The organism is Polynucleobacter sp. TSB-Sco08W16 (assembly GCF_018687455.1).
Lineage (GTDB): Bacteria > Pseudomonadota > Gammaproteobacteria > Burkholderiales > Burkholderiaceae > Polynucleobacter.
In genome coordinates this window covers 919866-942400 of sequence record NZ_CP061291.1, presented here as the reverse complement: position 1 = coordinate 942400, position 22535 = coordinate 919866, and the positions used below count along the sequence as shown (strand labels likewise).

The following is a 22535-nucleotide window of genomic DNA, read 5'->3' as shown; positions in this document are numbered from 1 at the left end:
TTGCCCACTCCGCTGATGAAATGGTAAATCTTTTGCTTTACACCGTTACAGTATCGGCAACATCGCTAAATGACTTGAGTTTGTCAAAGCTCATGTATTTATAAACTTCACCAGACTTAGCATCGAGCGCTTTCACTTGCTCCAAGTATTCAGCAGGGGTTGGTAGACGGCCCAAAAGAGCTGCTACAGAGGCCAATTCAGCAGAAGCTAGATATACGCGTGTATCAATTCCTAAGCGATTAGGGAAGTTACGTGTTGAGGTAGATACAGCTGTTGAACCTTTGCGGATCTGCGCTTGGTTACCCATGCAGAGTGAGCAACCTGGACTCTCCATACGAGCACCAGCTGCGCCCAACATGCCGTAGTAGCCTTCTTCCATCAAGACCATAGCATCCATCTTGGTTGGAGGAGCCACCCATAGACGGGTTGGCATATCTTTTTTGCCTTGCAACACCTGACCGGCAGCACGGAAGTGACCGATATTTGTCATGCAAGAGCCGATAAACACCTCATCAATCTTGTCCCCAGCAACTTCAGACAATACTTTCACATCATCTGGATCGTTAGGGCAGGCCAGAATAGGTTCTTTGATTTCATCGATATTGATTTCAATGATTTCCGCATAGTCAGCATTTGCATCTGGCTGGAGCAATTGTGGGTTTGCAATCCAAGCTTCCATGGCTTTGATACGACGACCAAGGGTGCGCTTATCTTCATAGCCATTAGCAATCATCCACTTCATCAAAGTGATATTGGATTGCATGTACTCAATAATTGGCTCTTTATTCAGGTGAACTGTACAGCCACCAGCAGAACGCTCAGCAGATGCATCAGATAATTCAAATGCTTGCTCAACTTTGAGATCAGGCAAGCCTTCGATTTCAAGAATGCGGCCTGAGAAAATATTCTTCTTGCCTTGTTTCTCAACAGTTAACAAGCCGCGCTTGATGGCATACAGCGGAATGGCATTGACTAAGTCACGCAAAGTGATGCCAGGTTGCATTTTGCCTTTAAAGCGAATCAATACTGACTCAGGCATATCTAGTGGCATAACGCCAGTAGCTGCTGCAAAGGCAACTAGACCTGAACCAGCAGGGAAAGAGATGCCAATAGGGAAGCGTGTATGACTATCGCCACCTGTACCACAAGTATCTGGGAGGAGTAAGCGATTTAGCCAGCTATGGATAACACCATCACCCGGACGCAATGCCACACCACCACGATTAGTCATGAATGGTGGTAATTCATGTTGGGTGCGGATATCTACAGGCTTTGGATAAGCAGAGGTGTGACAGAAAGACTGCATTACTAGATCAGAAGAGAAGCCCAAGCAAGCGAGGTCTTTCAATTCATCACGAGTCATAGGACCGGTAGTATCTTGTGAACCAACGGTAGTCATGCGTGGTTCGCAGTAAGTTCCCGGACGAACACCTTGACCCTCTGGTAATCCACAGGCGCGACCAACAATCTTTTGCGCCAAGCTGAAACCTTTTTTGTTATCTGGAGGGCTAACCGGTAGGCGGAACTCTGTAGAAGCAGGTAAGCCTAGTGCTGCACGAGCCTTTGCAGTTAAGCCGCGACCCACGATCAAAGGAATGCGACCACCGGCACGCACTTCATCCAAAATTACAGGAGATTTCAGTGAGAAGGTGGTGATCTCTTGACCATTCTTAAATACTTTACCTTCGTATGGACGTAGCTCAATTTCATCGCCCATATTCATTTGGGATACATCTAATTCAATTGGCAATGCGCCCGAATCTTCCATGGTATTAAAGAAGATTGGTGCAATGTTTCCGCCAAGACAGACGCCACCAAAGCGCTTGTTAGGAACAAAGGGAATATCTTGACCAGTCCACCAAAGCACAGAGTTAGTAGCAGACTTACGTGAAGAGCCTGTGCCAACAACATCACCGACGTAAGCAATTTGATTGCCTTTTTTCTGTAGTGCAGCAATTTGTTTCATGGGACCACGAACACCAGATTCATCTGGTTCGATACCAGGACGTGGGTTCTTGAGCATGATCGTTGCATGCAATGGAATATCAGGACGACTCCATGCATCTGGTGCAGGTGAGAGGTCATCAGTATTGGTTTCGCCTGTCACCTTAAATACAGTGAGCTTCATGCTCTCAGGGACAGCAGGGCGGCTTGTAAACCACTCTGCGTCAGCCCAGCTCTTCATTACAGCTTTAGCATTGGCATTGCCTTTTTCTGCCAACTCATGAACATCATTGAAATAATCAAACATCAGAAGAGTTTTCTTGAGTGCTTCTGCTGCAACTGAGCCGCACTCGGCATCAGTTAATAACTCAACTAACGGTTTGATGTTGTATCCACCGAGCATAGTGCCCAGTAATTCGGTTGCTTTAATGCGGGAAATTAAAGGAGACTTTTCTGTTCCTTTTGCAACCGCATCTAAAAATTCTGCTTTTACCTTGGCCGCTTCATCTACGCCGGCTGGAACGCGATTGGTGATGAGTTCAACCAATTCAGCCTCTTTGCCTGCAGGCGGGCTTTTTAGTAACTTTACTAATTCAGCGGTTTGATCCTTGGTTAAAGGAAGGGCTGGGATGCCGAGAGCTGCACGTTCTGCAACTTGGGCGTTATAGGCTTCTAACATGGTGTTTCCTATGAGGTAAAAGTGATCAATAAAAAGGCCAAAAGGGCATTTTCACCCGATTTGCTCAATTATAGTTACTAAATTAAGTCTTATATAAGAGTTTAAACCCTAAGGGTAATTTATACAAATAACTTGCCTATAAATTAGGCAAGTTCAATCAACGGGGGGATAAAAGGGGGCATTGTTGACCTAGATGACTTGTTCTTCCTTGAGCGCCCAAACAAGCGCAACAACCCAGCCAATGAGAGACCAGCCCAAAAAGAGGTTTAACGCGAATATAGCCCCGGTATTACTACGCTTCTTGTTATAGGCAATGGCAAATGGGAGAAAGTAAAAAAGGGACAGCATGGTGATGAGGACAGAAAAAAACAGACGCATTTACTTACCTTTCACGAATCCAGGTTTGAGTCCTGCCCAGCAAGGGTATGCCGATATAGGCCCTTAGATCTAATTTACTGCCCTGATCTTTCAATTTCATCTCGGCTCGATAGATTTCGCCGTCATCGGGATCCAATATTTGGCCGCCAGCGTAACTGTCACCAGTCTTTTTAAGTCCTGTAAGGATCTCCATGCCAAGAACGGACTTTCCCTTGCGGGAATCGGTGCACTTTTCACAGGTTTCCAGAGCGTTTGGATCCAATAATTTGGTAATAACACCTGAAAAAAGACCATTTTTTTCTGTTATCAGAATAATTGCCGCTGGTTGATTGGTATCGTCATCAAATGTCTTCCATGTACCCGCAATGGAGTCCATGCTTTGAGATGAGGCTACTTGTGAAGCTAGGCTTAAAAAGCTGGCGGTAAATAGGAAAAGTAGCGGTTTTTTCATATATTTAAACAATATTACCCTTTTTGTTTTGCTTTGCTAGCTATGGCTATCGTTATAATTACTTTTTCCAACAGAGCTTAAGCGATGACCAAATACGTTTTTGTCACTGGCGGTGTGGTTTCTTCTTTAGGGAAAGGAATCGCAGCTGCCTCGCTTGCCGCGATTCTTGAATCCCGCGGCCTGAAAGTCACCCTCCTAAAATTAGACCCCTATATCAACGTTGACCCGGGCACAATGAGCCCCCTTCAGCACGGCGAAGTATTTGTTACTGAAGATGGAGCCGAGACCGATTTGGATTTGGGTCACTATGAGCGCTTCGTTTCTGCGAAGATGCGCAAAAGTAATAACTTCACTACTGGACAGATTTATGAATCTGTTATCAGCAAAGAGCGTCGCGGGGAATACCTTGGAAAAACTGTGCAAGTCATCCCGCACATCACGAATGAAATCCAGGCGTTTGTTGAACGTGGCGCAAAAGCCAGTCACGATGGTGATGCTGACATTGCTATTTGTGAAATTGGTGGAACAGTGGGTGATATCGAGTCCCTCCCATTTTTAGAGGCTGCGCGCCAGATGAGTTTGCGCCTTCCTCAGCACAGTTGTGCCTTCGTGCACCTGACTTTGGTGCCATTTATCAGTAGCGCCGGTGAGCTGAAGACAAAGCCAACACAACACTCAGTTCAAAAGTTACGCGAGATCGGTATCATGCCGACCGTATTGCTATGCCGTGCTGATCGCCCAATACCGGATGATGAACGTGCGAAGATTTCTCTCTTTTCTAATGTTCGCGAAGAAGCAGTTATTTCTGTTTGGGATGTTGACACTATCTATAAGATTCCAGAAATGCTCCAAGCGCAAGGCATGGATGATTTGATTTGCCGTGAATTGCAAATTAATGCCAAGCCCGCTGATCTTTCTGTATGGGCTAAGTTAGTTTATGAGTTAGCCAACCCAAAACATGAAGTCACGATAGGAATGGTTGGCAAGTATGTTGAGCTAACTGAGTCTTATAAATCATTAATTGAAGCATTGCGTCATGCGGGTATTCATACGCATACTCGCGTTAACATTAATTACATCGATTCAGAAGTAATCGAAAAAGACGGCGTAGCTTGCCTTGAAAAGCTCGATGCTATTTTGGTTCCTGGTGGTTTTGGTAAACGCGGTACTGAGGGTAAGATTGCCGCCATTCGATATGCTCGCGAAAATCAAGTGCCTTACTTAGGTATTTGCTTAGGCATGCAGCTTGCTGTCATTGAATTTGCACGCCATGTAGCGAATATTGCACAAGCTAACAGTACTGAATTTGATCCTGAAACTGAAAGTCCAGTCGTTGCGTTGATTACGGAGTGGCTAGATAGAGAAGGTCGCGTTGAGAAACGTAGCAATGACTCTGATATGGGTGGAACGATGCGCTTGGGATCACAGCGCTGCCCAGTAAAGGCAAATACCTTGGCTCACCGAATTTATGGTGCAGATGTAAATGAACGCCATCGTCATCGCTATGAAGTAAACAATCTTTATGTGCCAAAGCTTGAGCAGTCCGGCCTAATTATTTCCGCAAGAACGCCCAATGAATCTTTGCCGGAGATGATGGAGCTTCCTGAGTCAATGCATCCTTGGTTTTTTGGAGTGCAATTTCACCCAGAGTTCACATCTACACCGCGTGACGGTCATCCATTGTTCTCCGCCTTTATCAGCGCGGCACTTGCCCATCAAGATGCAGCGTTAAAGCAGGTTGCTTAAGGAGAGGTTATGAGCACGTTTAAGCTATGTGGTTTTGATGTTGGCCTAGAACATCGCTTTTTTCTGATAGCAGGTCCTTGCGTTATCGAATCTGAGCAGTCCGCAATTGATATTGCGGGTGAATTAAAGGAAATTACCGCCGCATTGAAGATCCCTTTTATCTACAAATCTTCCTTTGATAAGGCCAATCGCTCATCTGGAACGTCATTTCGTGGGCTCGGAATAGAAAAGGGTCTTGAGATTTTGGCTAAGGTTAGAAGACAAGTGGGTGTTTCGGTTTTAACGGATGTGCATGACATTAGTGAAATTTCTGCAGTATCTGAAGTTGTTGATGTCTTACAAACACCAGCGTTCTTATGCAGGCAAACTGACTTTATTCGCGCTTGCGCCCAAAGTGGCAAGCCAGTGAATTTCAAAAAAGGACAGTTTCTGTCGCCACATGAAATGCTTAACGTTATCGATAAGGCAAGAGCCGCTGCAGTAGAAAAAAATTTGCCAGACCAGTTTATGGTTTGTGAGCGTGGAGCTTCATTTGGTTATAACAATTTAGTTTCTGATATGCGTAGCCTAGCTATCCTGCGTGAGTCTAATGCTCCAGTGGTATTTGATGCGACCCATTCCGTTCAATTGCCTGGTGGTCAAGGCACTGCTAGCGGAGGCCAACGTGAGTTTGTTCCTGTTTTAGCCAGAGCGGCAGTGGCAGTTGGTATTAGCGGCTTATTTATGGAAACGCATCCCGATCCAGCGAAAGCATTGTCCGATGGGCCTAATGCTGTACCCCTGAATCGGATGAAGGAGTTGTTGGAATCTCTCGCAGCAATTGATTCAGTCGTTAAGTCGAGCGGTTCTTTTCTGGAAAATAGTTTTAAATAATTCAGTTTTGAGTTAGACCCCATTTCATATTGTTTTAAGGAGAAGGTGCATGAGCGCCATTGTTGACATCATCGGTAGAGAAGTTTTAGATTCACGCGGAAATCCAACTGTAGAGTGCGACGTATTGCTCGAATCAGGCGTAATGGGTCGTGCCGCAGTTCCATCCGGTGCCTCGACGGGTTCACGCGAAGCCATTGAATTACGTGACGGGGATAAATCTCGCTACTTAGGTAAAGGTGTTTTGAAGGCCGTTCAAAACATCAATGTAGAGATTGCTGAAACAATTCTGGGTTTAGATGCTAGTGAACAAGCTTTCTTAGATCACACCTTAATTGAGCTCGATGGCACACATAACAAGGCAAGATTAGGTGCGAACGCTACCTTGGCAGTGTCTATGGCCGTTGCGAGGGCTGCAGCTGAAGAGGCGGGTTTGCCTTTGTATCGCTACTTTGGCGGCTCTGGTGGTATGCAGCTACCAGTCCCAATGATGAACATCGTCAATGGTGGTGCTCATGCCAATAACAGCTTAGACATTCAAGAATTTATGGTGATGCCGGTTGGCGCTCAAAACTTCCGCGATGCCTTGCGTTGCGGCGCTGAAATCTTTCATGAACTCAAAAAGATTCTTGGAGCGCAAGGAATGCCAACGACTGTTGGTGATGAAGGGGGCTTTGCGCCAAACTTCAAGAGTAATCACGAGTGTTTACAAACGATCATGAAGGCGATTGAAGGCGCTGGATATCAAGCTGGCGAGGACGTTATCTTAGCTCTTGATTGCGCTGCTAGCGAGTTCTATAAAGACGGCAAATACCATCTTTCTGGCGAAGGCTTACAACTATCCTCAAGTGAATTCTCAGACTATCTTGGCAATTTAGCCGATCAATTCCCGATCGTCTCTATTGAAGACGGTATGCACGAAAGTGATTGGGATGGTTGGGCTGACATTACTCAGAAGTTAGGCAAGAAGATCCAATTGGTAGGCGATGATCTATTTGTGACCAACACTCGCATTCTTAAAGAGGGCATTGAAAAAGGTATTGCCAATTCCATCTTGATTAAGATTAATCAGATCGGCACCTTGACCGAAACCTTTGCTGCTATTGAGATGGCAAAGCGCGCTAATTACACAGCGGTAATTTCCCATCGCTCTGGTGAAACAGAAGACAGCACTATTGCTGATATCGCTGTTGGTACAAATGCAGGTCAAATTAAGACTGGATCACTTTCACGCTCTGATCGAATTGCTAAATACAATCAATTATTACGAATTGAGGAAGATTTGGGTGATGTTGCTACCTATCCAGGTAAATCTGTCTTTTACAACCTCAAGCGTTAAGTAAGCATCTTAAAGAGCTATGCGCATTGTCATTTACTCCATGCTGGTATTGCTGATTGCAATCCAGTACCCACTTTGGTTGGGTAAGGGTGGGTGGCTTAAGGTCTATGAAATGGAGAAGCAGGTAGAGCTCCAAGAGGCAAAGAATAGCCTCTTGGCGCTTCGAAATGCCAAGCTAGAGGGTGATGTAAAAGATTTAAAGGACGGTACGCGAGCAATTGAGGAGCGTGCTCGTGTTGAGCACGGCCTAATCAAGGAGGGGGAATTCTTTGTGCAAATATTGCCCGCAGAAAAATCTACTACAACGCCTGCTACAAAGCAGTAAATTGCTCAGTGGCCACTAGATGGGGGTCTGGTAGCGTCACTTAATAAATCCGTTTTAAATACTTGCAGACAATCAACCGCATCAAATCGATAAGGTTTGGCGCAGAAATCACAGATCGTTTCAACGGCACCTTGCTCTGCCAAGATACTTTGAACCTCTTCTTCACCTAACATTCTGAGAACATCGGCAACTTTTTTGCGTGAGCAACTGCAGGCAAAGCGAATAGGGCGTGCCGGAAAGCTACGAACACCATTCTGAGTAGATTCTTCCAGAAATAAGCGACGCAGAATGGTATCTGGCGGCAAGGTTAATAACTCATCATCAGTAATCGTTTCGCCAAGGGTTCGAATTCGCGACCAGCCTTCAGCGGCAACTTGAGGGTCCAACTGAGAATGCCCGCCGGAATTTGGAAGGCGCTGAAGCAATAAACCGCCAACGTTTTTATCGTTCGATGCAAGCCAAATCCGGGTATCAAGTTGCTCTGAATTTTGCATATAAAGTGCAATGGCTTCGGCAGCACTGGATACGGGTTTAATAAGCCCCCCTTGGTGATCTTGAAGGGCAACTATCCCCTGGTAGGGCGGTTGCCCTGGTTCGCGATCTGCTGGGTCTAAGGTGATTACGAGCCTGCCCGAGTTACTGGCATCCAGAAGCTCGCCTAAAGAGGCGTTATCAGCGATTTCAGATTGATCTACAGAGAGCTTTACCGTAGCTCGCATCGATAAATCGGATTTGCATTCCACGACGAGTAGTTGGATTGGGCCTTTGCTTTGAGCTTGAATGATTAAAGTCCCATCAAACTTAAGGCTGGCACTTAAAAGGGTCGCTGCACCGACAAAATCACCCAGGATCTTCCTCACAGCAGGGGGGTCATTGCGACGCTCCAAAACAGCCTGCCAGGCGGAACCAATGGAGACAATTTCCCCGCGAACCGGGGCGCCATCACACACAAATACAAGTAATTCATTCATAGTTGAAAGTATCCACTTTTTTTGAATTTACTGTCGATTTGCCTGACCTGAGATAATAGTTTCTATGCATATTCGTACACGTTTCGCCCCAAGTCCCACGGGCTTTATACATCTGGGAAATCTACGCAGCGCTCTTTATCCCTGGGCTTTTGCTCGGCATAATCAAGGCGACTTTATCTTGCGTATTGAGGATACCGATGTGGAGAGATCCACTCAAGAGGCTGTTGATGTCATTATTGAAGGCATGGCTTGGTTGGGTATGGATATTGATGAAGGCCCAATCTACCAAATGCAGCGGATTGATCGTTATCGCGAGGTAATCAAGCAAATGCTAGATTCCGGTCTCGCATACCCATGCTACATGAGCGAGGATGAACTGAATAAGCTCCGCGATCAACAGATGGCTAATAAAGAAAAGCCGCGATATAACGGACTATGGAGACCCGAGCCAGGCAAAGCATTGCCACCCGTTCCCGAGGGAGTATTGCCGGTGATTCGTTTTAAGAATCCAATTGGTGGCTCAGTTGTGTGGGAGGATGCTGTTAAAGGTCGTATAGAAATTTCAAATGATGAGTTGGATGACTTGGTTATTGCAAGGCCAGACGGCACTCCAACCTATAACTTTTGCGTTGTCGTAGATGATGTAGACATGCAAATCAGCCATGTAATTCGTGGGGATGATCATGTGAACAATACTCCTCGACAAATTAATATTATGAAGGCCTTAGGCGGTACGCCGCCTATATACGCCCATCTTCCTACAGTTCTCAATGATGCTGGTGAAAAGATGAGTAAGCGCAATGGCGCAATGAGTGTGCGCGACTATCAAAAATCAGGTTACCTACCAGAAGCCATCTTGAATTATTTAGCTCGTCTCGGTTGGTCACATGGTGATGCGGAAGTATTTACCAAAGAGCAGTTTGTAGACTGGTTTGATTTAGACAGCCTAGGAAGATCACCAGCTCAACATAATCCCGAAAAGCTGCTTTGGCTAAATCACCAATACATTCAGAATGCAGACCCTGTCAAATTAGCTGAAGCTACAAAGCCATTCGCTCATGAGTTAGGCATTGACACTGAGAATGGCCCAAACTTTACTCAAGTAGTAGCCTTGCTAAAAGATCGTGCGAATACCTTGATTGAGATTGCAGAGGGAGCCAAGCTATTTTATTTGCCTGCACCCACATTAAACGCGGAACAGATTGCTGCAAATATTCCGCAGACAATCATTCCTGCATTAAAAGATTTAATTGAAGCCATTCGTAACGCTGAACCCACTAAAGAAGCTTATGCGGCATCATTTAAGCAAGTTTTAGCTGCCCATCAAATCAAAATGCCAGCGCTAGCCATGCCAGTTCGCTATGCATTATTTGCAACAACACAGACCCCAGCCATTGATTCTGTATTGGTAGTGATAGGTAAAGAGGAGGCCGTAAACAGGCTTTCTAAGGTGGTCGCATAGCCAATTTGCTTAGTTGTACAAAAATAGGATAAAATCTTGGATTGTTTTGAGTGTCTTGTAGTTTTATTGCGAGATTTCGGGGGTATAGCTCAGCTGGGAGAGCGCTTGCATGGCATGCAAGAGGTCAGCGGTTCGATCCCGCTTATCTCCACCAAGCATTTAAAATAAAGCAGTTTTGTAGTATCCAGGTCCCCATCGTCTAGAGGCCTAGGACATCACCCTTTCACGGTGAGTACGGGGGTTCGAATCCCCCTGGGGACGCCAATAATTTTGGTTGCAGTAAAAGTGTTTTACTCGATGTAATTTGGAGCGGTAGTTCAGTTGGTTAGAATATCTGCCTGTCACGCAGAGGGTCGCGGGTTCGAGTCCCGTCCGTTCCGCCAAATATCAAAAAGCCTCCCAACAGGGAGGCTTTTCTTTACCTGAGATTAAAGCAATCTTTCACGAAGGGCTTTTGGATTTAGATCGTTGTAATAGCTATCAATGCCTCGGTTACCTCCAGCACCTCTAGCAAAAAAGCGCAAAACTTCATTCAAAACTATTTCACGCTCATTATCAATCGTAACAATATGGTAGCTATTGCCGAGCCAAATCGCCCTTCGTAGATCAGACTTAACATTAGACAATATCTGTTCTGCAGACCAAACAGAGCATGTATCGTCCTCCACAGACTGAATAATTAACAACCTAGATGTAATGGTATCGAGATTTTTCCTGACATAGGCCATGAGACCTTTTGCCTCATAAAGATGTTGCGCAGTGATCAGCGGGGCACCAACCTCTGAAAGTTCATGGGCTTTAAATTTATCCCTTACTCTTCTGCGCAAATCGGGATTTTTGATGCCAAAAGGTTCGCGTTCAGAGTATTCCCAGCTTCTAATCCCTAGATTACAGGCGATATCCAATAAGAATCTATACCATGGAACAGTCCATCCATCGTAACGGAGTACTGGTGAAAGCAGTGCAATGGAAGAGATGTCCGTTCTTTGAGAAGCAACTGCAAGTGCTAGAGTGGATCCCATGCTAATACCAGCTAAATTGATGGTCTTGTACTGTTTTCTTAGTGGGTCAATTACATTATGAACTTGGCTAATCCAGCTTTCGAAGTCACCAGCAGGGGATCCATGCAAATAGCCCTGAATATCTGGAATAACAGTATTGAATCCATTCGAGTTCAGAAATGTAGGTAGTTGCCCAAGCTCCAATCCGCCACCATTTAGGCCCGGTAGTAGAATGGTCACGCTTTCTTTAAGGTCTTCATTTGTATTTCTAAATGGCATCTCTTAAACTGTCTCAAATATAGTATTTATCTCTAAAGCATACACTGACTAGGGAATCAATGAAACATAATCTTAATGCCTATAGATGGTGCTCCAACAAACCGGCAGGCTACTTAAATGCTGTTATTGGAGTCTTTTTTGCTTTTGGTGTTCGGTTTGCGTTACACCCCCAATTCGATGAGGCTTTGCCCCTGTTCTTTTTTCAAATTAATACGATTGTGATTGCCTTTTTCTTTGGCACTGGTCCTGCCTTATTGTCGGTAGCCCTTAGCATCCCTCTAATCTCGTATTTCTTCTTAGCCCCCTTTGGTGAATTTACTGTGATTGATACCAGGGATATTTCGGTTCTTTTTGTATATGCAACTTACACATTATTGGTATGTTTTTTAGTTGAATGGTTACGTCGAGAACAATATAGTGCAAAGATGGCTTTTTTGGTCAGCGAATCACGCTTTAAGTTAATGGTAGAGGGTGACAATAAAATTCGTGAATTAGTTAATAATGCCCCCAATAAATTGAATCAATCAAATAGTTAGTAGCCTGTATTTGATTGAATGAGATTATCAATCTTATTTAGCTTTTGTTTTTTGGGCTACCTGATAAAGCGGTTCAACAGCTGGCATAAGTTCCGTCAACTGCTCAATTCTGGTTTCACCAGAAGGGTGAGTAGATAGAAATTCTGGCGGGCCTTTACCTTGATTGGTTTTTATCATTTTTTGCCATACGCTGATGGCAGCCTGTGGGTTGTAACCAGCCCTAGCTGCGAGTTCTAACCCGATTGCATCTGCCTCTGACTCGTTTTGCCTTGAATTAGGTAAGACCAAAACGTATTGAGCTGCCTGATTGGCTGCGCTGATTGCAAAGCCGTATCCGCCAACTGCCATCATTGCAATATTGGTAATGGCGCTTTGAGCCATAGATTGAGAGAGTCTCTCTCGACCATGTTCACGAAGGGCATGCGCAATCTCATGGCCCATGATGGCAGCAATTTCATCGTCAGTCAGGTCTAACTGTTCAATTAGCCCCGAGTAGAAAGTGATCTTCCCTCCAGGAGCGCATGTGGCATTAAGGGTTTTGGCATTAATCAAAACCAATTGCCAATTCCATTGACGAGTATCGTCTCGAAATATGCCAGTTTGTGAAATCAATCGATTAGAAATGATCTTCAATCGATCGTATGTAGGTCCTGAGGTGATTAGTGCATTCTTCTCTTTAGCTTTTTGATTCTGCTCGTTAAAGCTTATGTCAGCAAGGCGGTCAACCTCTGAAGAGGAAGCCAACATGAATTGCGATCTATTAACGCCTACTGCTCCTGATCTGGTGGTATTAGCGCAGGCCAAGAGCAGTGTTAAGAGCGAAAGACTAATGAATACCTTAAGGCAAGCTACTGTAAAACCCATCAAATACGCTTATTTTTTTGGTGATGTAATAGAGGCTGCCATAGCATCGTAATAAATCACCTTTACCTGCTCACCCACTTTGACATCAGATAATAGTGCAGGGTTTTTTACCACTACAGTTGTGATCTTGCCACTAGGTCCCTTAACAGAAACCAATTTCTTATCTAGATTTACTTCTACGATATCTGCGGTAATAGTTGTTTTATTAGCAATGGTTTCAGATGGCTTTTCGCTAGATTTTGATTTCGTTACCGTATTAGTTTCAACTTTAGAGCGGATACCATCACTCTTTGTTTTAACCAATTCAATTGCAACGGCCAACTGGTAAGTCACGCTAAGGTGGTCACCTTTTTTAATATGATCGAAATTAGTGATTTCGGCACCCGCAACAAATTTGGATTCACCTTCTTTATTCTTAAAAGTAATGGTACGAGTCTTTTTATCAACCTTCACAACATCACCCTCATAAAGCAGGTAACTATTGTCTACGGCCGCTGCATCAATCACCATCGGCTTATTTGTTGCGGGAGTTGGGTTTACTTGAGCAAACACTGCAGATGCGCATACGATGCTGGCTGCAAAAGCCAAGGTGAGTTTGGTAAATTGGATGGTCATCATGGTCCTTATTTATAAAAGTAGCTATTTCTTATATTAGCCTACTTTTATTGATTTTTGACCATCATCGGCTCAATGATCAAACAAGGAGAGGATTGGCATATTTGTTAACATTCTCCTTAATTCTTTGAGTTTATAGAGGTTTCTAATGCCGCAATTTGCCGCTAACTTAACAATGCTGTTTAATGAAGTTCCATTTATGGAGCGTTTTGAACGGGCAGGTAAAGCTGGATTCAAAGCAGTTGAATTTTTGTTTCCTTATCCTTTTTCTTCCGCCGAGATCAAGCAGGCGCTTGATCAAAATCAACTCAAGCTCGTGCTTCATAATCTTCCCGCTGGAGATTGGGATGCCGGGGAACGCGGCATAGCTTCCCACCCTGACCGTGTTGATGAGTTTCGTCAGGGAGTCAGTAAGGCTATTGAGTACGCCAAAGTACTGGGCGTTCATCAGCTCAATTGTTTGGCCGGTAAAGCCCCAACAGGCGTTGAGAGCAAAATATTGCATACCACTTTTGTTGAGAATCTTCGCTATGCAGCGTCAGAGCTCAAAAAAGCAAACTTACGACTTCTGATCGAACCAATTAATACGTTTGATATTCCCGGCTTCTACTTGAACACCACCAAACAGGCAGTTGATATTTTGTCAGAGGTAGGGGCTGATAATCTTCTTGTGCAATATGACATTTATCACGCCCAACGTATGGAGGGTGAGCTTGCTAATACGATAGAAAAGAATTTGTCGAAGATTGGCCATATTCAATTAGCAGACAACCCTGGACGTAATGAGCCAGGCACAGGTGAAATTAACTACCACTTTCTTTTCAAGTTTTTAGATCGTATTGGCTACCATGGTTGGATTGGTTGCGAATACAAACCTACCGAAAATACTGAAGCAGGCCTTGGCTGGATCAAGCAACTTAATTCATAAATCATTTATATATTGGAGACAACATGAGTAGCAACTTAAAACTGGGATTTATTGGATTGGGAATCATGGGCGCACCCATGGCCACCCATTTAATCAATGCCGGACATCAGGTTTTTATTAATACTCGTAGCAAAGTGCCAGCTGACCTGGCGAGCTCTAAAGCCGTTCAGTGTGTAACATCTAGTGAGGTTGCAAAAAATGCTGACATCATTTTTATGATGGTACCGGATACACCTGATGTTGAAAAAGTCTTGTTTGGTGAGAATGGGGTTGCAGCGGGGCTTATCAAGGGAAAAGTAGTGGTGGATATGAGCTCGATCTCTCCAATAGCTACAAAAGAATTTGCTAAAAAAATTAATGCTTTAGGCTGCGATTACTTAGACGCTCCGGTGTCTGGTGGTGAAGTCGGCGCCAAAAATGCCACACTCTCGATCATGGTTGGTGGAGATGAGGCTATATTTAATAAAGTAAAGCCAGTACTTGATTTAATGGGTAAAAACATTAATTTAGTTGGCGGTAACGGTGACGGGCAAACGGCTAAGGTGGCCAATCAAATTATTGTTGCTTTAAATATTGAAGCTGTAGCTGAAGCGCTCCTTTTTGCATCAAAAGCAGGAGCTGATCCAGCAAAAGTGCGTCAAGCACTCATGGGTGGTTTTGCAGGCTCCAAAATACTAGAGGTTCATGGGGAGCGTATGGTCAAGCGCACATTCGACCCAGGCTTTCGGATTGAGTTACATCAGAAGGATTTGAATTTAGCTCTGAATAGCGCCAAAGCCTTGGGTGTATCACTTCCTAACACGGCAACTGCTCAAGAATTATTCAACTCCTGTTCTGCTCATGGCGGCAAATCCTGGGATCACTCTGCCATGGTCAAGGCTCTAGAAATGATGGCAAATTTTGAGGTAGGTCAGAAGTCCTAAGGGCACTTATTGATCATGTCCAAAACGCTTCTCGTTTATCTGCATGGCTTTCGTTCATCTCCTCGCTCAAGCAAGGCAGTGATGACAGGTGAGGCTATTAAACTGCTATCCACACCTGAAAACCCAATCGAATGGTTTTGCCCTCAGCTGCTAGCATCTCCAAAAGAAAGTATGGATATGGTGACAGCTCACATTGATCGCTCCAAGGCTGATCGAATGATCATCATCGGCTCTTCATTGGGTGGTTTTTATACAAACTACCTAGTTGAAAAATATGGCTGCAAAGGCGTTGTATTGAATCCAGCAGTTCGCGCTGCGAGAGAGCTTGCCCCGCATGTTGGCATAATGACATCCTACGATAGCGATGAACCGTTTGATTTCAAGCCAGAATATATCGATGAACTGAAGGAGCTTCAAATAGAGAAAATATCGCAGCCAAACCGATATTTTTTGATAGCAGCTAAAGGTGATGAACTTTTAGACTGGCGTGAAATGGTTGAATTCTATTTAGGTGGAGCCCAACTAGTGCTCGAGGGAAGCGATCATGGAATTGCCGACTATGCAGATCATTTGCCTAAGGTGATTGAGTTTATTTCCACTCCCTAATGCCTGATTGATTGCTTCAAGCTTCTTCTGTAAGATGATCCAAACGATCGATATCAGTTGATAACGATCTAGAAAGGAGAGTTTGTGCTGAGCATCTTGAAATTAGACGCAGGTGGAATCCCTCAGGGCTGGGTTAACGCTGAAGAGGCGACTAAACAGTATGCCGATAGAAGTGTTCTATGGACGTTGGGCGATCCCATCATGAAAATGCGCGGTGGCATTTCTCGTGCAAGCGGTATGCAATCCCTGATTGAGTTGCATTCGATTATTGCTGTTAAAGGTACATCTAGAATTAATCTCTTTGATGTCGTTCCAGTAATTACAAAGCACAAACTGTTCAAACGTGATCGAGGACTTTGCGCTTACTGTGGAGATAGCATTCATGAAAATCATGCGGAAGCAGAACACATCATTCCCAATAGCCGTGGCGGTCAATATTCTTGGATGAACTTGGTTATTTCATGTAGGCCTTGTAATCAACGCAAGGGAAATCGCACCCCTGAACAAGCAGGTATGGGTCTTTTATATGCTCCTTACATGCCTAGTCTTTATGAAGACATGATTTTGCGGGGCCGCAATATCTTGGCAGATCAGATGGATTTTTTGGCGGCCAATCTTCCCAAGAATAGTCGCTTACTTGAGGTGTATACCTGAAGACCTCTTTGAAGCCGCATACCTTTGCCCCAATAATCCGCATGCATTCATTGCGGATTATTTTCTTCGCCTTGCTACTATCGGTGCTGGGGCATTTAATACTTTTTTTTGGCATCCCCTTTTTTTCATTTGGCAGTAATCCAGAATTACCTGAGGATCTGATCATTAGGACCGAGCTCAAGATTGACCCGCCAAAGAAGATTCAAATGGCAAATACACGCAAGAAAAAAATCCTCATTGAAAGTGAATCTCACAACGCATCAAAAACTAAAGATCAAGATGCGGGAGCGGAGCAGGGCACCCCAGGAAATCAACAGGGTGCTCCATTTAGGCTTCCTCAATCAGGAATTTTGTATTACGACTCTTATGTAGATGGTCAAAAGTATCAAACCGGAGAGATTGATTGGATTGTTGAAGGCAATAACTATCGACTCTATGTGAACATTCCATATGCATTTGTTGGTCCTTTTGTTTTTGAATCCAGGGGAACGGTTGATGCCTACGGAATGGCACCCGCTATTTATTGGTCGCAACGCGGTACCAAAGCACCACGTTATTCACGATTTGATCGTGATGGAAGTGGAGCAGGGCAGATGTTTTTTTCCGAAAAGCCGGACTTTACTCCTAACATCATTCCCGGGACTCAAGATCGCTTTAGCCTCATGTTTCAGCTAGCTTCCTTATTGAATGGCGACAGCAAGATTGATGAGGCTGGCAGCATACGTGCCATCCCAGTAGTTGATTACAACACCTTAGAAATGTGGCAATTTAAAAGTTATGGTGAAGCCCTTAATGAAGACGTGCCTAGTCTTGGGGTGGCTATAAATCGACATTACGCTTTAATGCAGCGAGAAAACGATCCATATAAGCGCCAGGTTGATATTTGGCTTTCCAAGGATCTCGAATGGCTCCCTGGCAGAATTCGGTCTCTAGAATCGAATGGACGAGTGCTGGAGTTGGTTTTTAAGCAAAAGAACCCATTGCCAATAGAGTCTAAATCCTAGAAACCTGTCCCTGATTTAGGGTTTTGGTTTGGGTGGTTCAATAAAGCTCCCATCATTGTATAAAGCGCTGCTCCAGACATTGAGACTGCAAAAATACCTGAAAAAGAAATAATGATTGGCAATATTCGCCATTGTTCAGATAGCTTGTAATCACCATAACCAACCGTGGTGTACATTTCGCCAGCAAAGTAAAAAGTCTGTGGGTTTGTTGGGAATACCTTAAGGGCAACACAAATATAGGCCCAAACTACAATTTCGGATAAGTGGATAGCAATTACCAATAGGATTGCAATGAAATAAGACAGGAAGCTACCACCAATGATGCGGCGTCTTGTCATTGCGCCGTCAATGACGTGAAATGCTCCAGCAATAGCCAATACCGCTACAGCGTGGATCGCCAACATTAGGCAAGCAGAAACAACCATGACCCAAATCTGTCCATTTCCCATATCGGCATTAATCTCACCAACTAGTGTTGAGAAGCTGGGTAGGTCAGCATTACGGAATAGATCAAATAGAGGCATGAGGGTATCTTATGAAATGAATAAGGATTGGATCAATATCTTATTTGACATAATAATGATTATACGCAAATAGTATTTATGAGGCTTTTGTAGGAATGGGACCTTTAGCCCCTGGATACGGTTCTTTATATAGCTTTTGCCAGCGTGATTTCAAGGCGGTTGCTATCCATGGCTTTTCATAGATAAGTGCTACATCAATGGCCGATAAACCATTTGAATTACGAATACGTAGGTCTGCGCCTTTATCTAAAAGAAACTTAATTAACTCTTCGTTTCCTGACTGAACTGCCATCATTAATGGTGTTGTGCCGTTTAGGCTTGCGGAATCAACGGATGCACCATTGGCAACCAGAAACTGAGCCACCTCTAAATGACCTTTTGTACAGGCGTAATGCAACGGAGTCCATGCAATGTGGTCTACACGAGCATTTTTTTCAAGAACTAAGGCCTTTACTATAGGTAAATCGCCATTGATTGAGGCAATCATTAGAGGCGTTTCACCATATTTATTGGATAAATCAACGTCAATATTTTTACTATTCAGGAGATATTCAGTAACTCTCATTGATTTATCCCTAATAGCCACTACCAACATAGGATCACCTGTGGGATCAACTGTATTGGGGCTAACACCCTTAGAAACCAGGTTCTTAACCTCAGATAAGTCATCAAACTTTGCCGCTTTTGTGAAACCAGCAATCTGAGCTGCTGTTTGGGCAAATACAGGTATTGAAACAGAGGCCACAAGGACCAAAATACAATGTTTTATATTCATATATTGCATTATGAATACTTTCTATCTAATTGAAAACATTGATGAAAATTGCTTGTTGTTATAGAGGCTAATTCCTCAACTGAAACATCCTTTAGATTGGAAATGAATTCTCCAACCTTGGAAACCCAGGCTGGTTCATTGGTTTTGCCGCGATACGGAATGGGGGCTAAATAGGGTGAATCCGTCTCAATTAACATTCGATCAAGTGGGACTTGCTTACAGGTTTCCTGAAGATCTTTAGCGCTCTTGAAGGTTACGATTCCTGAGAAAGAGATGTAAAAGCCCAAATCCATCGCTTTACGAGCGACATCCAAACTTTCGGTAAAGCAATGCATCACCCCACCAATGGCAGCAGCGCCCTCCTCTTGGAGAATTTTGATGGTGTCTTCTGATGCTGACCGAGTATGAATAATGAGTGGCTTTTTACTCGCAAGCGCAGCGCGAATATGTACCCTGAAGCGCTCTCTTTGCCATTCCATGGATTCATAGCTGCGCTCACCCATGCGGAAGTAATCCAAGCCAGTCTCGCCGATCGCAATGATCTTAGGGTGCTTAGTTGCGGTATCAACCAAGAATTCGAGGCTTGGTTCGGGGGTGTCTTCGTAATCTGGATGTACGCCCACGGATGCGTAAAGATGATCGTAGTCTTGGGCTAATTTAAGAACATTAGGAAAGTCTGGAAGATCTACGGAAACACAAAGTGCATGACTTACTTTGCAGGATTTCATATTTGCCAAAACTTCAGGGAGACGTGATTGAAATTCTGGGAAATCAAGGTGGCAGTGTGAGTCAATAAACATGGCTAGCTTTCAAAAACCTGCTGATACTGAGCAAGTAATGCCTCTAGCTGTATGCGGCTAGCTAAGGGATGATTTTCAGTTCGTCGCGCCTGGATAAGGGACGTCCAAAATTGCAGAAGTTTTTGAATCCGAGCTGTTTGTGAGAGACCTTTGAGTGTTGAAATATGCTTAGGGTAATAACGAGGGCTACCACCTTGAGATACAACTTGAAGGTCTGAAGTCCAGCGTTGCATTGTGGCCAACAGGAATGAATATTGCGCTTTATGAATTTTCTCGGCCGCATCTAACCAAGAGATGCGACCACCCTGAGCCATAGATTGAAGCAAGTAACGTGAGGCAGCAATAGAGATTGTTAATTCGTCTTTATCGTCCTTGTTGTGCCTGGCGATTAAAGAATCTAATACGGAATACGGGGCCCCACCCTGCTCGTCATAAATTGTTTCAACATCAGCATCGGTAACCTTAATACCTGCTATGGAGTGTAATTGTGATTTCAGCCAAGCTAAACCTTGCTCACGGTCTGGGCGCGGTGCTGTCAATAATCGGCAGCGTGAACGAATAGTAGGTAAAACACGATCAACACGATCTGCTAAAAGAATGAAAATGGTATTTGCAGGAGGCTCTTCTAGTGATTTAAGCAATGTATTTGCTGAATCTGAGCGCAGCATCTCCAGTGGGTAAATCAAGATCACACGATTTCCACCTCGATGAGACCCTATTGAGAGACTTTCAATGGCATTGCGTGTTTCTTCGATGGAGATATTTTTCTTTTCTTTTCTCTCGCTGGCTTCCCCTTCGGAGTCATCTCGCGCAGTCTTGCCTTTTTTTGGTACTTCATCTGCCTCGTAATCAGCCTGTGGCAAGAATTTACGATGGGTTTCGGGGATGAGAGCTATGAAGTCTGGATGATTTGCGGTGTTAAACCAATGACAAGCTTCGCAGCGGTTGCATGGCTTTGCTGAACCAGGGGTTGTCTCGCAAACCAAGGCCTTGGCCAGTTCAAGAGCAAAGGCAAATTTACCAATCCCAGATTGACCATGCAGCAAAATTGCATTGGGGATCTGATCAAAGTCCAAGCTATCCCATAAGGGTTTAAGCCAAGGCGCAACAGGACTTTTTTGTTCAGGAGTTAGCGTCAAATCCATCATTTAGAGTTTGATATCGATGTCTTGTAGGCCGCCCCAAATCTCATCGGGAGTTTTGGTTGCGTCAACTAAATAAAAGCGATTTGGATCAGCTTTGGCACGGCGCAAATACTCTTGACGCACCTTTTCAAAAAAATTCAAATCCATTTTTTCAAATTTATCCGGGGTGCGAACTTTAGATCTCCGCGCTTCTGCAATTTCACTGGGTAAGTCAAACAGAATCGTCAAATTCGGCTGCAGTAACGTTCCATCCGTTCGCCCTTGTACCCATTTTTCTAGTTCATTTAATTTGGAAATACTTAATCCCCGCCCGCCCCCTTGGTAAGCAAAGCTCGCGTCAGTAAAGCGGTCAGAGATAACGATCTTTCCTGTTTGCAATGCAGGATCTATCACTTGCGCTATATGTTCGCGCCGAGCAGCAAACATGAGTAAGGCTTCTGTTTCTAAATTCATGGGGGCGTCTAATAACAAACCACGCAATTGCTCACCTAATGGTGTGCCACCAGGTTCGCGCGTCATAACTACCCCACGCTCTGGAAAACGAGATTGCATCAATTTGCAAAAGGAGTCGATATGAGTGCTCTTACCTGCACCATCAATACCTTCAAAGCTAATGAAATAACCTGGAGTTGAGCTCATATTAGTTGGATTTCGGTGCTAATTTACGTTGATATCGATCCACTGCGGATTCATGCTCGCTTAAGGTTGCAGAAAAGTGACTACTGCCATCACCTCTTGCTACAAAAAATAAAGCATTGCTTTGTGCTGGATGAATAGCTGCCTGAATTGATTCTTTGCCAGGCATTGATATTGGGGTCGGTGGCAATCCTTTGTGCATATAGGTATTGTAGGGACTATCTTTGCGAAGATCTGCCTTGCGTAAATTACCGTCAAATTTAGGTCCTAAGCCATAAATAACGGTTGGATCTGTCTGCAGCATCATGCCTTTAGCTATACGGTTTAAAAAGACGGCAGCTATAAGGGGGCGGTCACTTGGGTGCCCGGTCTCTTTTTCAATAACGGAAGCCAAAATAAGCAATTCGTACGGGGATTTGAGGGGTAATGAGGCTTGTCTCTCCCCCCATGCCTGAGATAGCTGCTTTTGCATTGCCTGGGATGCTCGACGGTAGATATTGATATCGGGCTCATCGGGATCAAATACATAGGTATCTGGGAGGAAAATTCCCTCATCGCTTGGATAATTGAGATTCAAACTTTGCAGGAGTGCTCTAGAACTCATCCCCCTTGTTTGGTGAACTAACGCAGGATGAGAGTCAACCACAGCTCTCAGTTGCCAAATCGTCATTCCAGGAATAATGGCAATATTTTCTCGTACGCGATCACCGCGGGCAATTTGGAGCAAAATTTTTCCTAGGCTTGAACCTGTAGGAAGTAAATATGTTCCTGGCTTTAATTTCGAACCCACAAATAGAATTCGGGCGCTGATCTGAAATGGAATCATATAAGTAGACAAGCCCTGCTCTTGCAGTTGTTGGGCAATACTTGCCAGACCAGATTGGGCGGCAATCTTCACTTTATAAGTAGTTAAATCTTGTGTATTCGATTTAATCGGTACTACTGGCAACAGAAAAATCGCTGCATAAAAGACCAGCAAAAAGACAATGGCCCCCAATAAGTAGGAAAACAGTCCAAGGCCCTTAGCTTTTTTCTTTGTGAAAAGGGATCTCCCCTGAATTTTTCTGCGCATCAGGCTAT

General features: G+C 44.2%; 24 protein-coding genes and 3 tRNA genes. 14 read left to right on the top strand and 13 right to left on the bottom strand.

Annotated elements, in window-relative coordinates; genetic code table 11:
* Positions 1 to 37: 37 nt before the first annotated feature.
* The 3 genes from FD961_RS04660 to FD961_RS04650 all read right to left on the bottom strand — a co-directional run bounded on the left by FD961_RS04660 (position 38) and on the right by FD961_RS04650 (position 3452).
* A complete protein-coding gene (locus FD961_RS04660; RefSeq protein WP_215394287.1) occupies positions 38 to 2623 on the bottom strand; it encodes a bifunctional aconitate hydratase 2/2-methylisocitrate dehydratase in 2586 nt (861 codons plus the stop codon).
* A 189-nt stretch (positions 2624 to 2812) separates the two neighbouring features.
* On the bottom strand, positions 2813 to 3001 hold the full coding sequence (locus FD961_RS04655; RefSeq protein ID WP_215394286.1) for a superinfection immunity protein: 189 nt from the start codon (positions 2999 to 3001) through the stop codon (positions 2813 to 2815).
* A 4-nt stretch (positions 3002 to 3005) separates the two neighbouring features.
* Positions 3006 to 3452, bottom strand: coding sequence for a DUF2147 domain-containing protein (locus FD961_RS04650; RefSeq protein ID WP_215394285.1), 447 nt, complete (start codon positions 3450 to 3452; stop codon positions 3006 to 3008).
* Positions 3453 to 3536: 84 nt separating this feature from the next.
* Between FD961_RS04650 and FD961_RS04645 the strand changes: the two genes are divergently transcribed.
* Genes FD961_RS04645 through ftsB form a run of 4 tightly spaced genes read left to right on the top strand, consistent with a single transcriptional unit; the run spans position 3537 to position 7732 of the window.
* On the top strand, positions 3537 to 5198 hold the full coding sequence (locus tag FD961_RS04645) for a CTP synthase (RefSeq protein ID WP_215394284.1): 1662 nt from the start codon (positions 3537 to 3539) through the stop codon (positions 5196 to 5198).
* Positions 5199 to 5207: 9 nt separating this feature from the next.
* Entirely contained in the window at positions 5208 to 6071 is an 864-nt protein-coding gene (kdsA, locus tag FD961_RS04640; RefSeq protein ID WP_215394283.1) for a 3-deoxy-8-phosphooctulonate synthase, read from the top strand.
* Positions 6072 to 6120: 49 nt separating this feature from the next.
* Positions 6121 to 7407 (top strand): phosphopyruvate hydratase, encoded by a 1287-nt coding sequence (gene eno / locus FD961_RS04635; RefSeq protein WP_215394282.1) that lies wholly within the window; start codon positions 6121 to 6123, stop codon positions 7405 to 7407.
* Between the two features lie 19 nt (positions 7408 to 7426).
* A complete protein-coding gene (ftsB, locus tag FD961_RS04630) occupies positions 7427 to 7732 on the top strand; it encodes a cell division protein FtsB (protein ID WP_071465770.1) in 306 nt (101 codons plus the stop codon).
* A gap of 5 nt (positions 7733 to 7737) precedes the next feature.
* Here ftsB and FD961_RS04625 read toward each other — a convergent pair whose 3' ends face one another.
* The gene (locus tag FD961_RS04625) at positions 7738 to 8703 is read right to left on the bottom strand and encodes an Hsp33 family molecular chaperone HslO (RefSeq protein WP_215394281.1); all 966 of its coding nucleotides are present in this window, start codon (positions 8701 to 8703) and stop codon (positions 7738 to 7740) included.
* 64 nt (positions 8704 to 8767) lie between these two features.
* On the opposite strand from FD961_RS04625, the gene gltX reads away from it, so the two are divergent.
* The 4 genes from gltX to FD961_RS04605 all read left to right on the top strand — a co-directional run bounded on the left by gltX (position 8768) and on the right by FD961_RS04605 (position 10548).
* Positions 8768 to 10165: a glutamate--tRNA ligase gene (gene gltX / locus FD961_RS04620; RefSeq protein WP_215394280.1), complete on the top strand. Its 1398-nt coding sequence runs from the start codon at positions 8768 to 8770 to the stop codon at positions 10163 to 10165.
* A 78-nt stretch (positions 10166 to 10243) separates the two neighbouring features.
* Positions 10244 to 10319 (top strand) — tRNA-Ala (locus FD961_RS04615).
* A 34-nt stretch (positions 10320 to 10353) separates the two neighbouring features.
* Positions 10354 to 10429: transfer RNA gene (locus FD961_RS04610), tRNA-Glu, on the top strand.
* Between the two features lie 42 nt (positions 10430 to 10471).
* Positions 10472 to 10548 (top strand) — tRNA-Asp (locus FD961_RS04605).
* A 45-nt stretch (positions 10549 to 10593) separates the two neighbouring features.
* Here the strand turns inward: FD961_RS04605 and FD961_RS04600 are convergent.
* On the bottom strand, positions 10594 to 11406 hold the full coding sequence (locus tag FD961_RS04600; protein ID WP_215394279.1) for a carboxylesterase: 813 nt from the start codon (positions 11404 to 11406) through the stop codon (positions 10594 to 10596).
* Positions 11407 to 11504: 98 nt separating this feature from the next.
* Here FD961_RS04600 and FD961_RS04595 point away from each other — a divergent pair, with 98 nt between their 5' ends.
* Positions 11505 to 11981, top strand: a complete 477-nt coding sequence (locus FD961_RS04595) for a DUF4118 domain-containing protein (protein WP_215394278.1) — start codon at positions 11505 to 11507, stop codon at positions 11979 to 11981.
* 33 nt (positions 11982 to 12014) lie between these two features.
* Here FD961_RS04595 and FD961_RS04590 read toward each other — a convergent pair whose 3' ends face one another.
* Both FD961_RS04590 and FD961_RS04585 read right to left on the bottom strand, forming a co-directional pair.
* Complete coding sequence (locus tag FD961_RS04590; RefSeq protein WP_215394277.1) at positions 12015 to 12845, bottom strand: M48 family metallopeptidase; 831 nt, start codon at positions 12843 to 12845, stop codon at positions 12015 to 12017.
* A 9-nt stretch (positions 12846 to 12854) separates the two neighbouring features.
* Positions 12855 to 13463, bottom strand: coding sequence for a hypothetical protein (locus FD961_RS04585; RefSeq protein WP_251371334.1), 609 nt, complete (start codon positions 13461 to 13463; stop codon positions 12855 to 12857).
* 145 nt (positions 13464 to 13608) lie between these two features.
* Between FD961_RS04585 and hyi the strand changes: the two genes are divergently transcribed.
* From hyi to FD961_RS04560, 5 genes are all read left to right on the top strand, one after another.
* Positions 13609 to 14388, top strand: coding sequence for a hydroxypyruvate isomerase (gene hyi / locus FD961_RS04580; protein ID WP_215394276.1), 780 nt, complete (start codon positions 13609 to 13611; stop codon positions 14386 to 14388).
* A 23-nt stretch (positions 14389 to 14411) separates the two neighbouring features.
* Positions 14412 to 15311, top strand: coding sequence for a 2-hydroxy-3-oxopropionate reductase (glxR, locus tag FD961_RS04575; RefSeq protein WP_215394275.1), 900 nt, complete (start codon positions 14412 to 14414; stop codon positions 15309 to 15311).
* Between the two features lie 15 nt (positions 15312 to 15326).
* Positions 15327 to 15917 carry a YqiA/YcfP family alpha/beta fold hydrolase gene (locus tag FD961_RS04570; protein WP_215394274.1) on the top strand — a complete coding sequence of 197 codons (591 nt, stop codon included), beginning with the start codon at positions 15327 to 15329 and terminating at the stop codon, positions 15915 to 15917.
* An 84-nt stretch (positions 15918 to 16001) separates the two neighbouring features.
* Positions 16002 to 16571 (top strand): HNH endonuclease, encoded by a 570-nt coding sequence (locus tag FD961_RS04565; protein ID WP_371817162.1) that lies wholly within the window; start codon positions 16002 to 16004, stop codon positions 16569 to 16571.
* Positions 16572 to 16777: 206 nt separating this feature from the next.
* Entirely contained in the window at positions 16778 to 17575 is a 798-nt protein-coding gene (locus FD961_RS04560; protein ID WP_251371333.1) for a DUF3108 domain-containing protein, read from the top strand.
* Here FD961_RS04560 and FD961_RS04555 read toward each other — a convergent pair.
* The 6 genes from FD961_RS04555 to mltG form a co-directional block, all read right to left on the bottom strand.
* Positions 17572 to 18099: an ion channel gene (locus FD961_RS04555; protein WP_071465783.1), complete on the bottom strand. Its 528-nt coding sequence runs from the start codon at positions 18097 to 18099 to the stop codon at positions 17572 to 17574. The genes FD961_RS04560 and FD961_RS04555 overlap by 4 nt on opposite strands.
* A gap of 76 nt (positions 18100 to 18175) precedes the next feature.
* On the bottom strand, positions 18176 to 18883 hold the full coding sequence (locus FD961_RS04550) for an ankyrin repeat domain-containing protein (RefSeq protein ID WP_215394273.1): 708 nt from the start codon (positions 18881 to 18883) through the stop codon (positions 18176 to 18178).
* Positions 18883 to 19674, bottom strand: a complete 792-nt coding sequence (locus FD961_RS04545) for a TatD family hydrolase (protein WP_215394272.1) — start codon at positions 19672 to 19674, stop codon at positions 18883 to 18885. Before FD961_RS04545 ends, FD961_RS04550 begins: the two co-directional genes overlap by 1 nt.
* A gap of 2 nt (positions 19675 to 19676) precedes the next feature.
* Positions 19677 to 20822, bottom strand: a complete 1146-nt coding sequence (locus tag FD961_RS04540) for a DNA polymerase III subunit delta' (RefSeq protein ID WP_251371332.1) — start codon at positions 20820 to 20822, stop codon at positions 19677 to 19679.
* Positions 20823 to 21458 carry a dTMP kinase gene (tmk, locus tag FD961_RS04535; protein ID WP_215394271.1) on the bottom strand — a complete coding sequence of 212 codons (636 nt, stop codon included), beginning with the start codon at positions 21456 to 21458 and terminating at the stop codon, positions 20823 to 20825.
* A 1-nt stretch (position 21459) separates the two neighbouring features.
* Positions 21460 to 22527, bottom strand: coding sequence for an endolytic transglycosylase MltG (gene mltG, locus FD961_RS04530; RefSeq protein ID WP_215394270.1), 1068 nt, complete (start codon positions 22525 to 22527; stop codon positions 21460 to 21462).
* Between the last annotated feature and the right edge of the window lie 8 nt (positions 22528 to 22535).

What these genes read in the sequence shown, in the direction of transcription:
- FD961_RS04660 (WP_215394287.1), bottom strand. Translation starts at nt 2,623, where the DNA reads ATGTTAGAAGCCTATAACGCCCAAGTTGCAGAACGTGCAGCTCTCGGC.
- FD961_RS04655 (WP_215394286.1), bottom strand. Translation starts at nt 3,001, where the DNA reads ATGCGTCTGTTTTTTTCTGTCCTCATCACCATGCTGTCCCTTTTTTAC.
- FD961_RS04650 (WP_215394285.1), bottom strand. Translation starts at nt 3,452, where the DNA reads ATGAAAAAACCGCTACTTTTCCTATTTACCGCCAGCTTTTTAAGCCTA.
- FD961_RS04645 (WP_215394284.1), top strand. Translation starts at nt 3,537, where the DNA reads ATGACCAAATACGTTTTTGTCACTGGCGGTGTGGTTTCTTCTTTAGGG.
- kdsA (WP_215394283.1), top strand. Translation starts at nt 5,208, where the DNA reads ATGAGCACGTTTAAGCTATGTGGTTTTGATGTTGGCCTAGAACATCGC.
- eno (WP_215394282.1), top strand. Translation starts at nt 6,121, where the DNA reads ATGAGCGCCATTGTTGACATCATCGGTAGAGAAGTTTTAGATTCACGC.
- ftsB (WP_071465770.1), top strand. Translation starts at nt 7,427, where the DNA reads ATGCGCATTGTCATTTACTCCATGCTGGTATTGCTGATTGCAATCCAG.
- FD961_RS04625 (WP_215394281.1), bottom strand. Translation starts at nt 8,703, where the DNA reads ATGAATGAATTACTTGTATTTGTGTGTGATGGCGCCCCGGTTCGCGGG.
- gltX (WP_215394280.1), top strand. Translation starts at nt 8,768, where the DNA reads ATGCATATTCGTACACGTTTCGCCCCAAGTCCCACGGGCTTTATACAT.
- FD961_RS04595 (WP_215394278.1), top strand. Translation starts at nt 11,505, where the DNA reads ATGAAACATAATCTTAATGCCTATAGATGGTGCTCCAACAAACCGGCA.
- FD961_RS04590 (WP_215394277.1), bottom strand. Translation starts at nt 12,845, where the DNA reads ATGGGTTTTACAGTAGCTTGCCTTAAGGTATTCATTAGTCTTTCGCTC.
- FD961_RS04585 (WP_251371334.1), bottom strand. Translation starts at nt 13,463, where the DNA reads ATGATGACCATCCAATTTACCAAACTCACCTTGGCTTTTGCAGCCAGC.
- hyi (WP_215394276.1), top strand. Translation starts at nt 13,609, where the DNA reads ATGCCGCAATTTGCCGCTAACTTAACAATGCTGTTTAATGAAGTTCCA.
- glxR (WP_215394275.1), top strand. Translation starts at nt 14,412, where the DNA reads ATGAGTAGCAACTTAAAACTGGGATTTATTGGATTGGGAATCATGGGC.
- FD961_RS04570 (WP_215394274.1), top strand. Translation starts at nt 15,327, where the DNA reads ATGTCCAAAACGCTTCTCGTTTATCTGCATGGCTTTCGTTCATCTCCT.
- FD961_RS04560 (WP_251371333.1), top strand. Translation starts at nt 16,778, where the DNA reads ATGGCAAATACACGCAAGAAAAAAATCCTCATTGAAAGTGAATCTCAC.
- FD961_RS04555 (WP_071465783.1), bottom strand. Translation starts at nt 18,099, where the DNA reads ATGCCTCTATTTGATCTATTCCGTAATGCTGACCTACCCAGCTTCTCA.
- FD961_RS04550 (WP_215394273.1), bottom strand. Translation starts at nt 18,883, where the DNA reads ATGCAATATATGAATATAAAACATTGTATTTTGGTCCTTGTGGCCTCT.
- FD961_RS04545 (WP_215394272.1), bottom strand. Translation starts at nt 19,674, where the DNA reads ATGTTTATTGACTCACACTGCCACCTTGATTTCCCAGAATTTCAATCA.
- FD961_RS04540 (WP_251371332.1), bottom strand. Translation starts at nt 20,822, where the DNA reads ATGATGGATTTGACGCTAACTCCTGAACAAAAAAGTCCTGTTGCGCCT.
- tmk (WP_215394271.1), bottom strand. Translation starts at nt 21,458, where the DNA reads ATGAGCTCAACTCCAGGTTATTTCATTAGCTTTGAAGGTATTGATGGT.
- mltG (WP_215394270.1), bottom strand. Translation starts at nt 22,527, where the DNA reads ATGCGCAGAAAAATTCAGGGGAGATCCCTTTTCACAAAGAAAAAAGCT.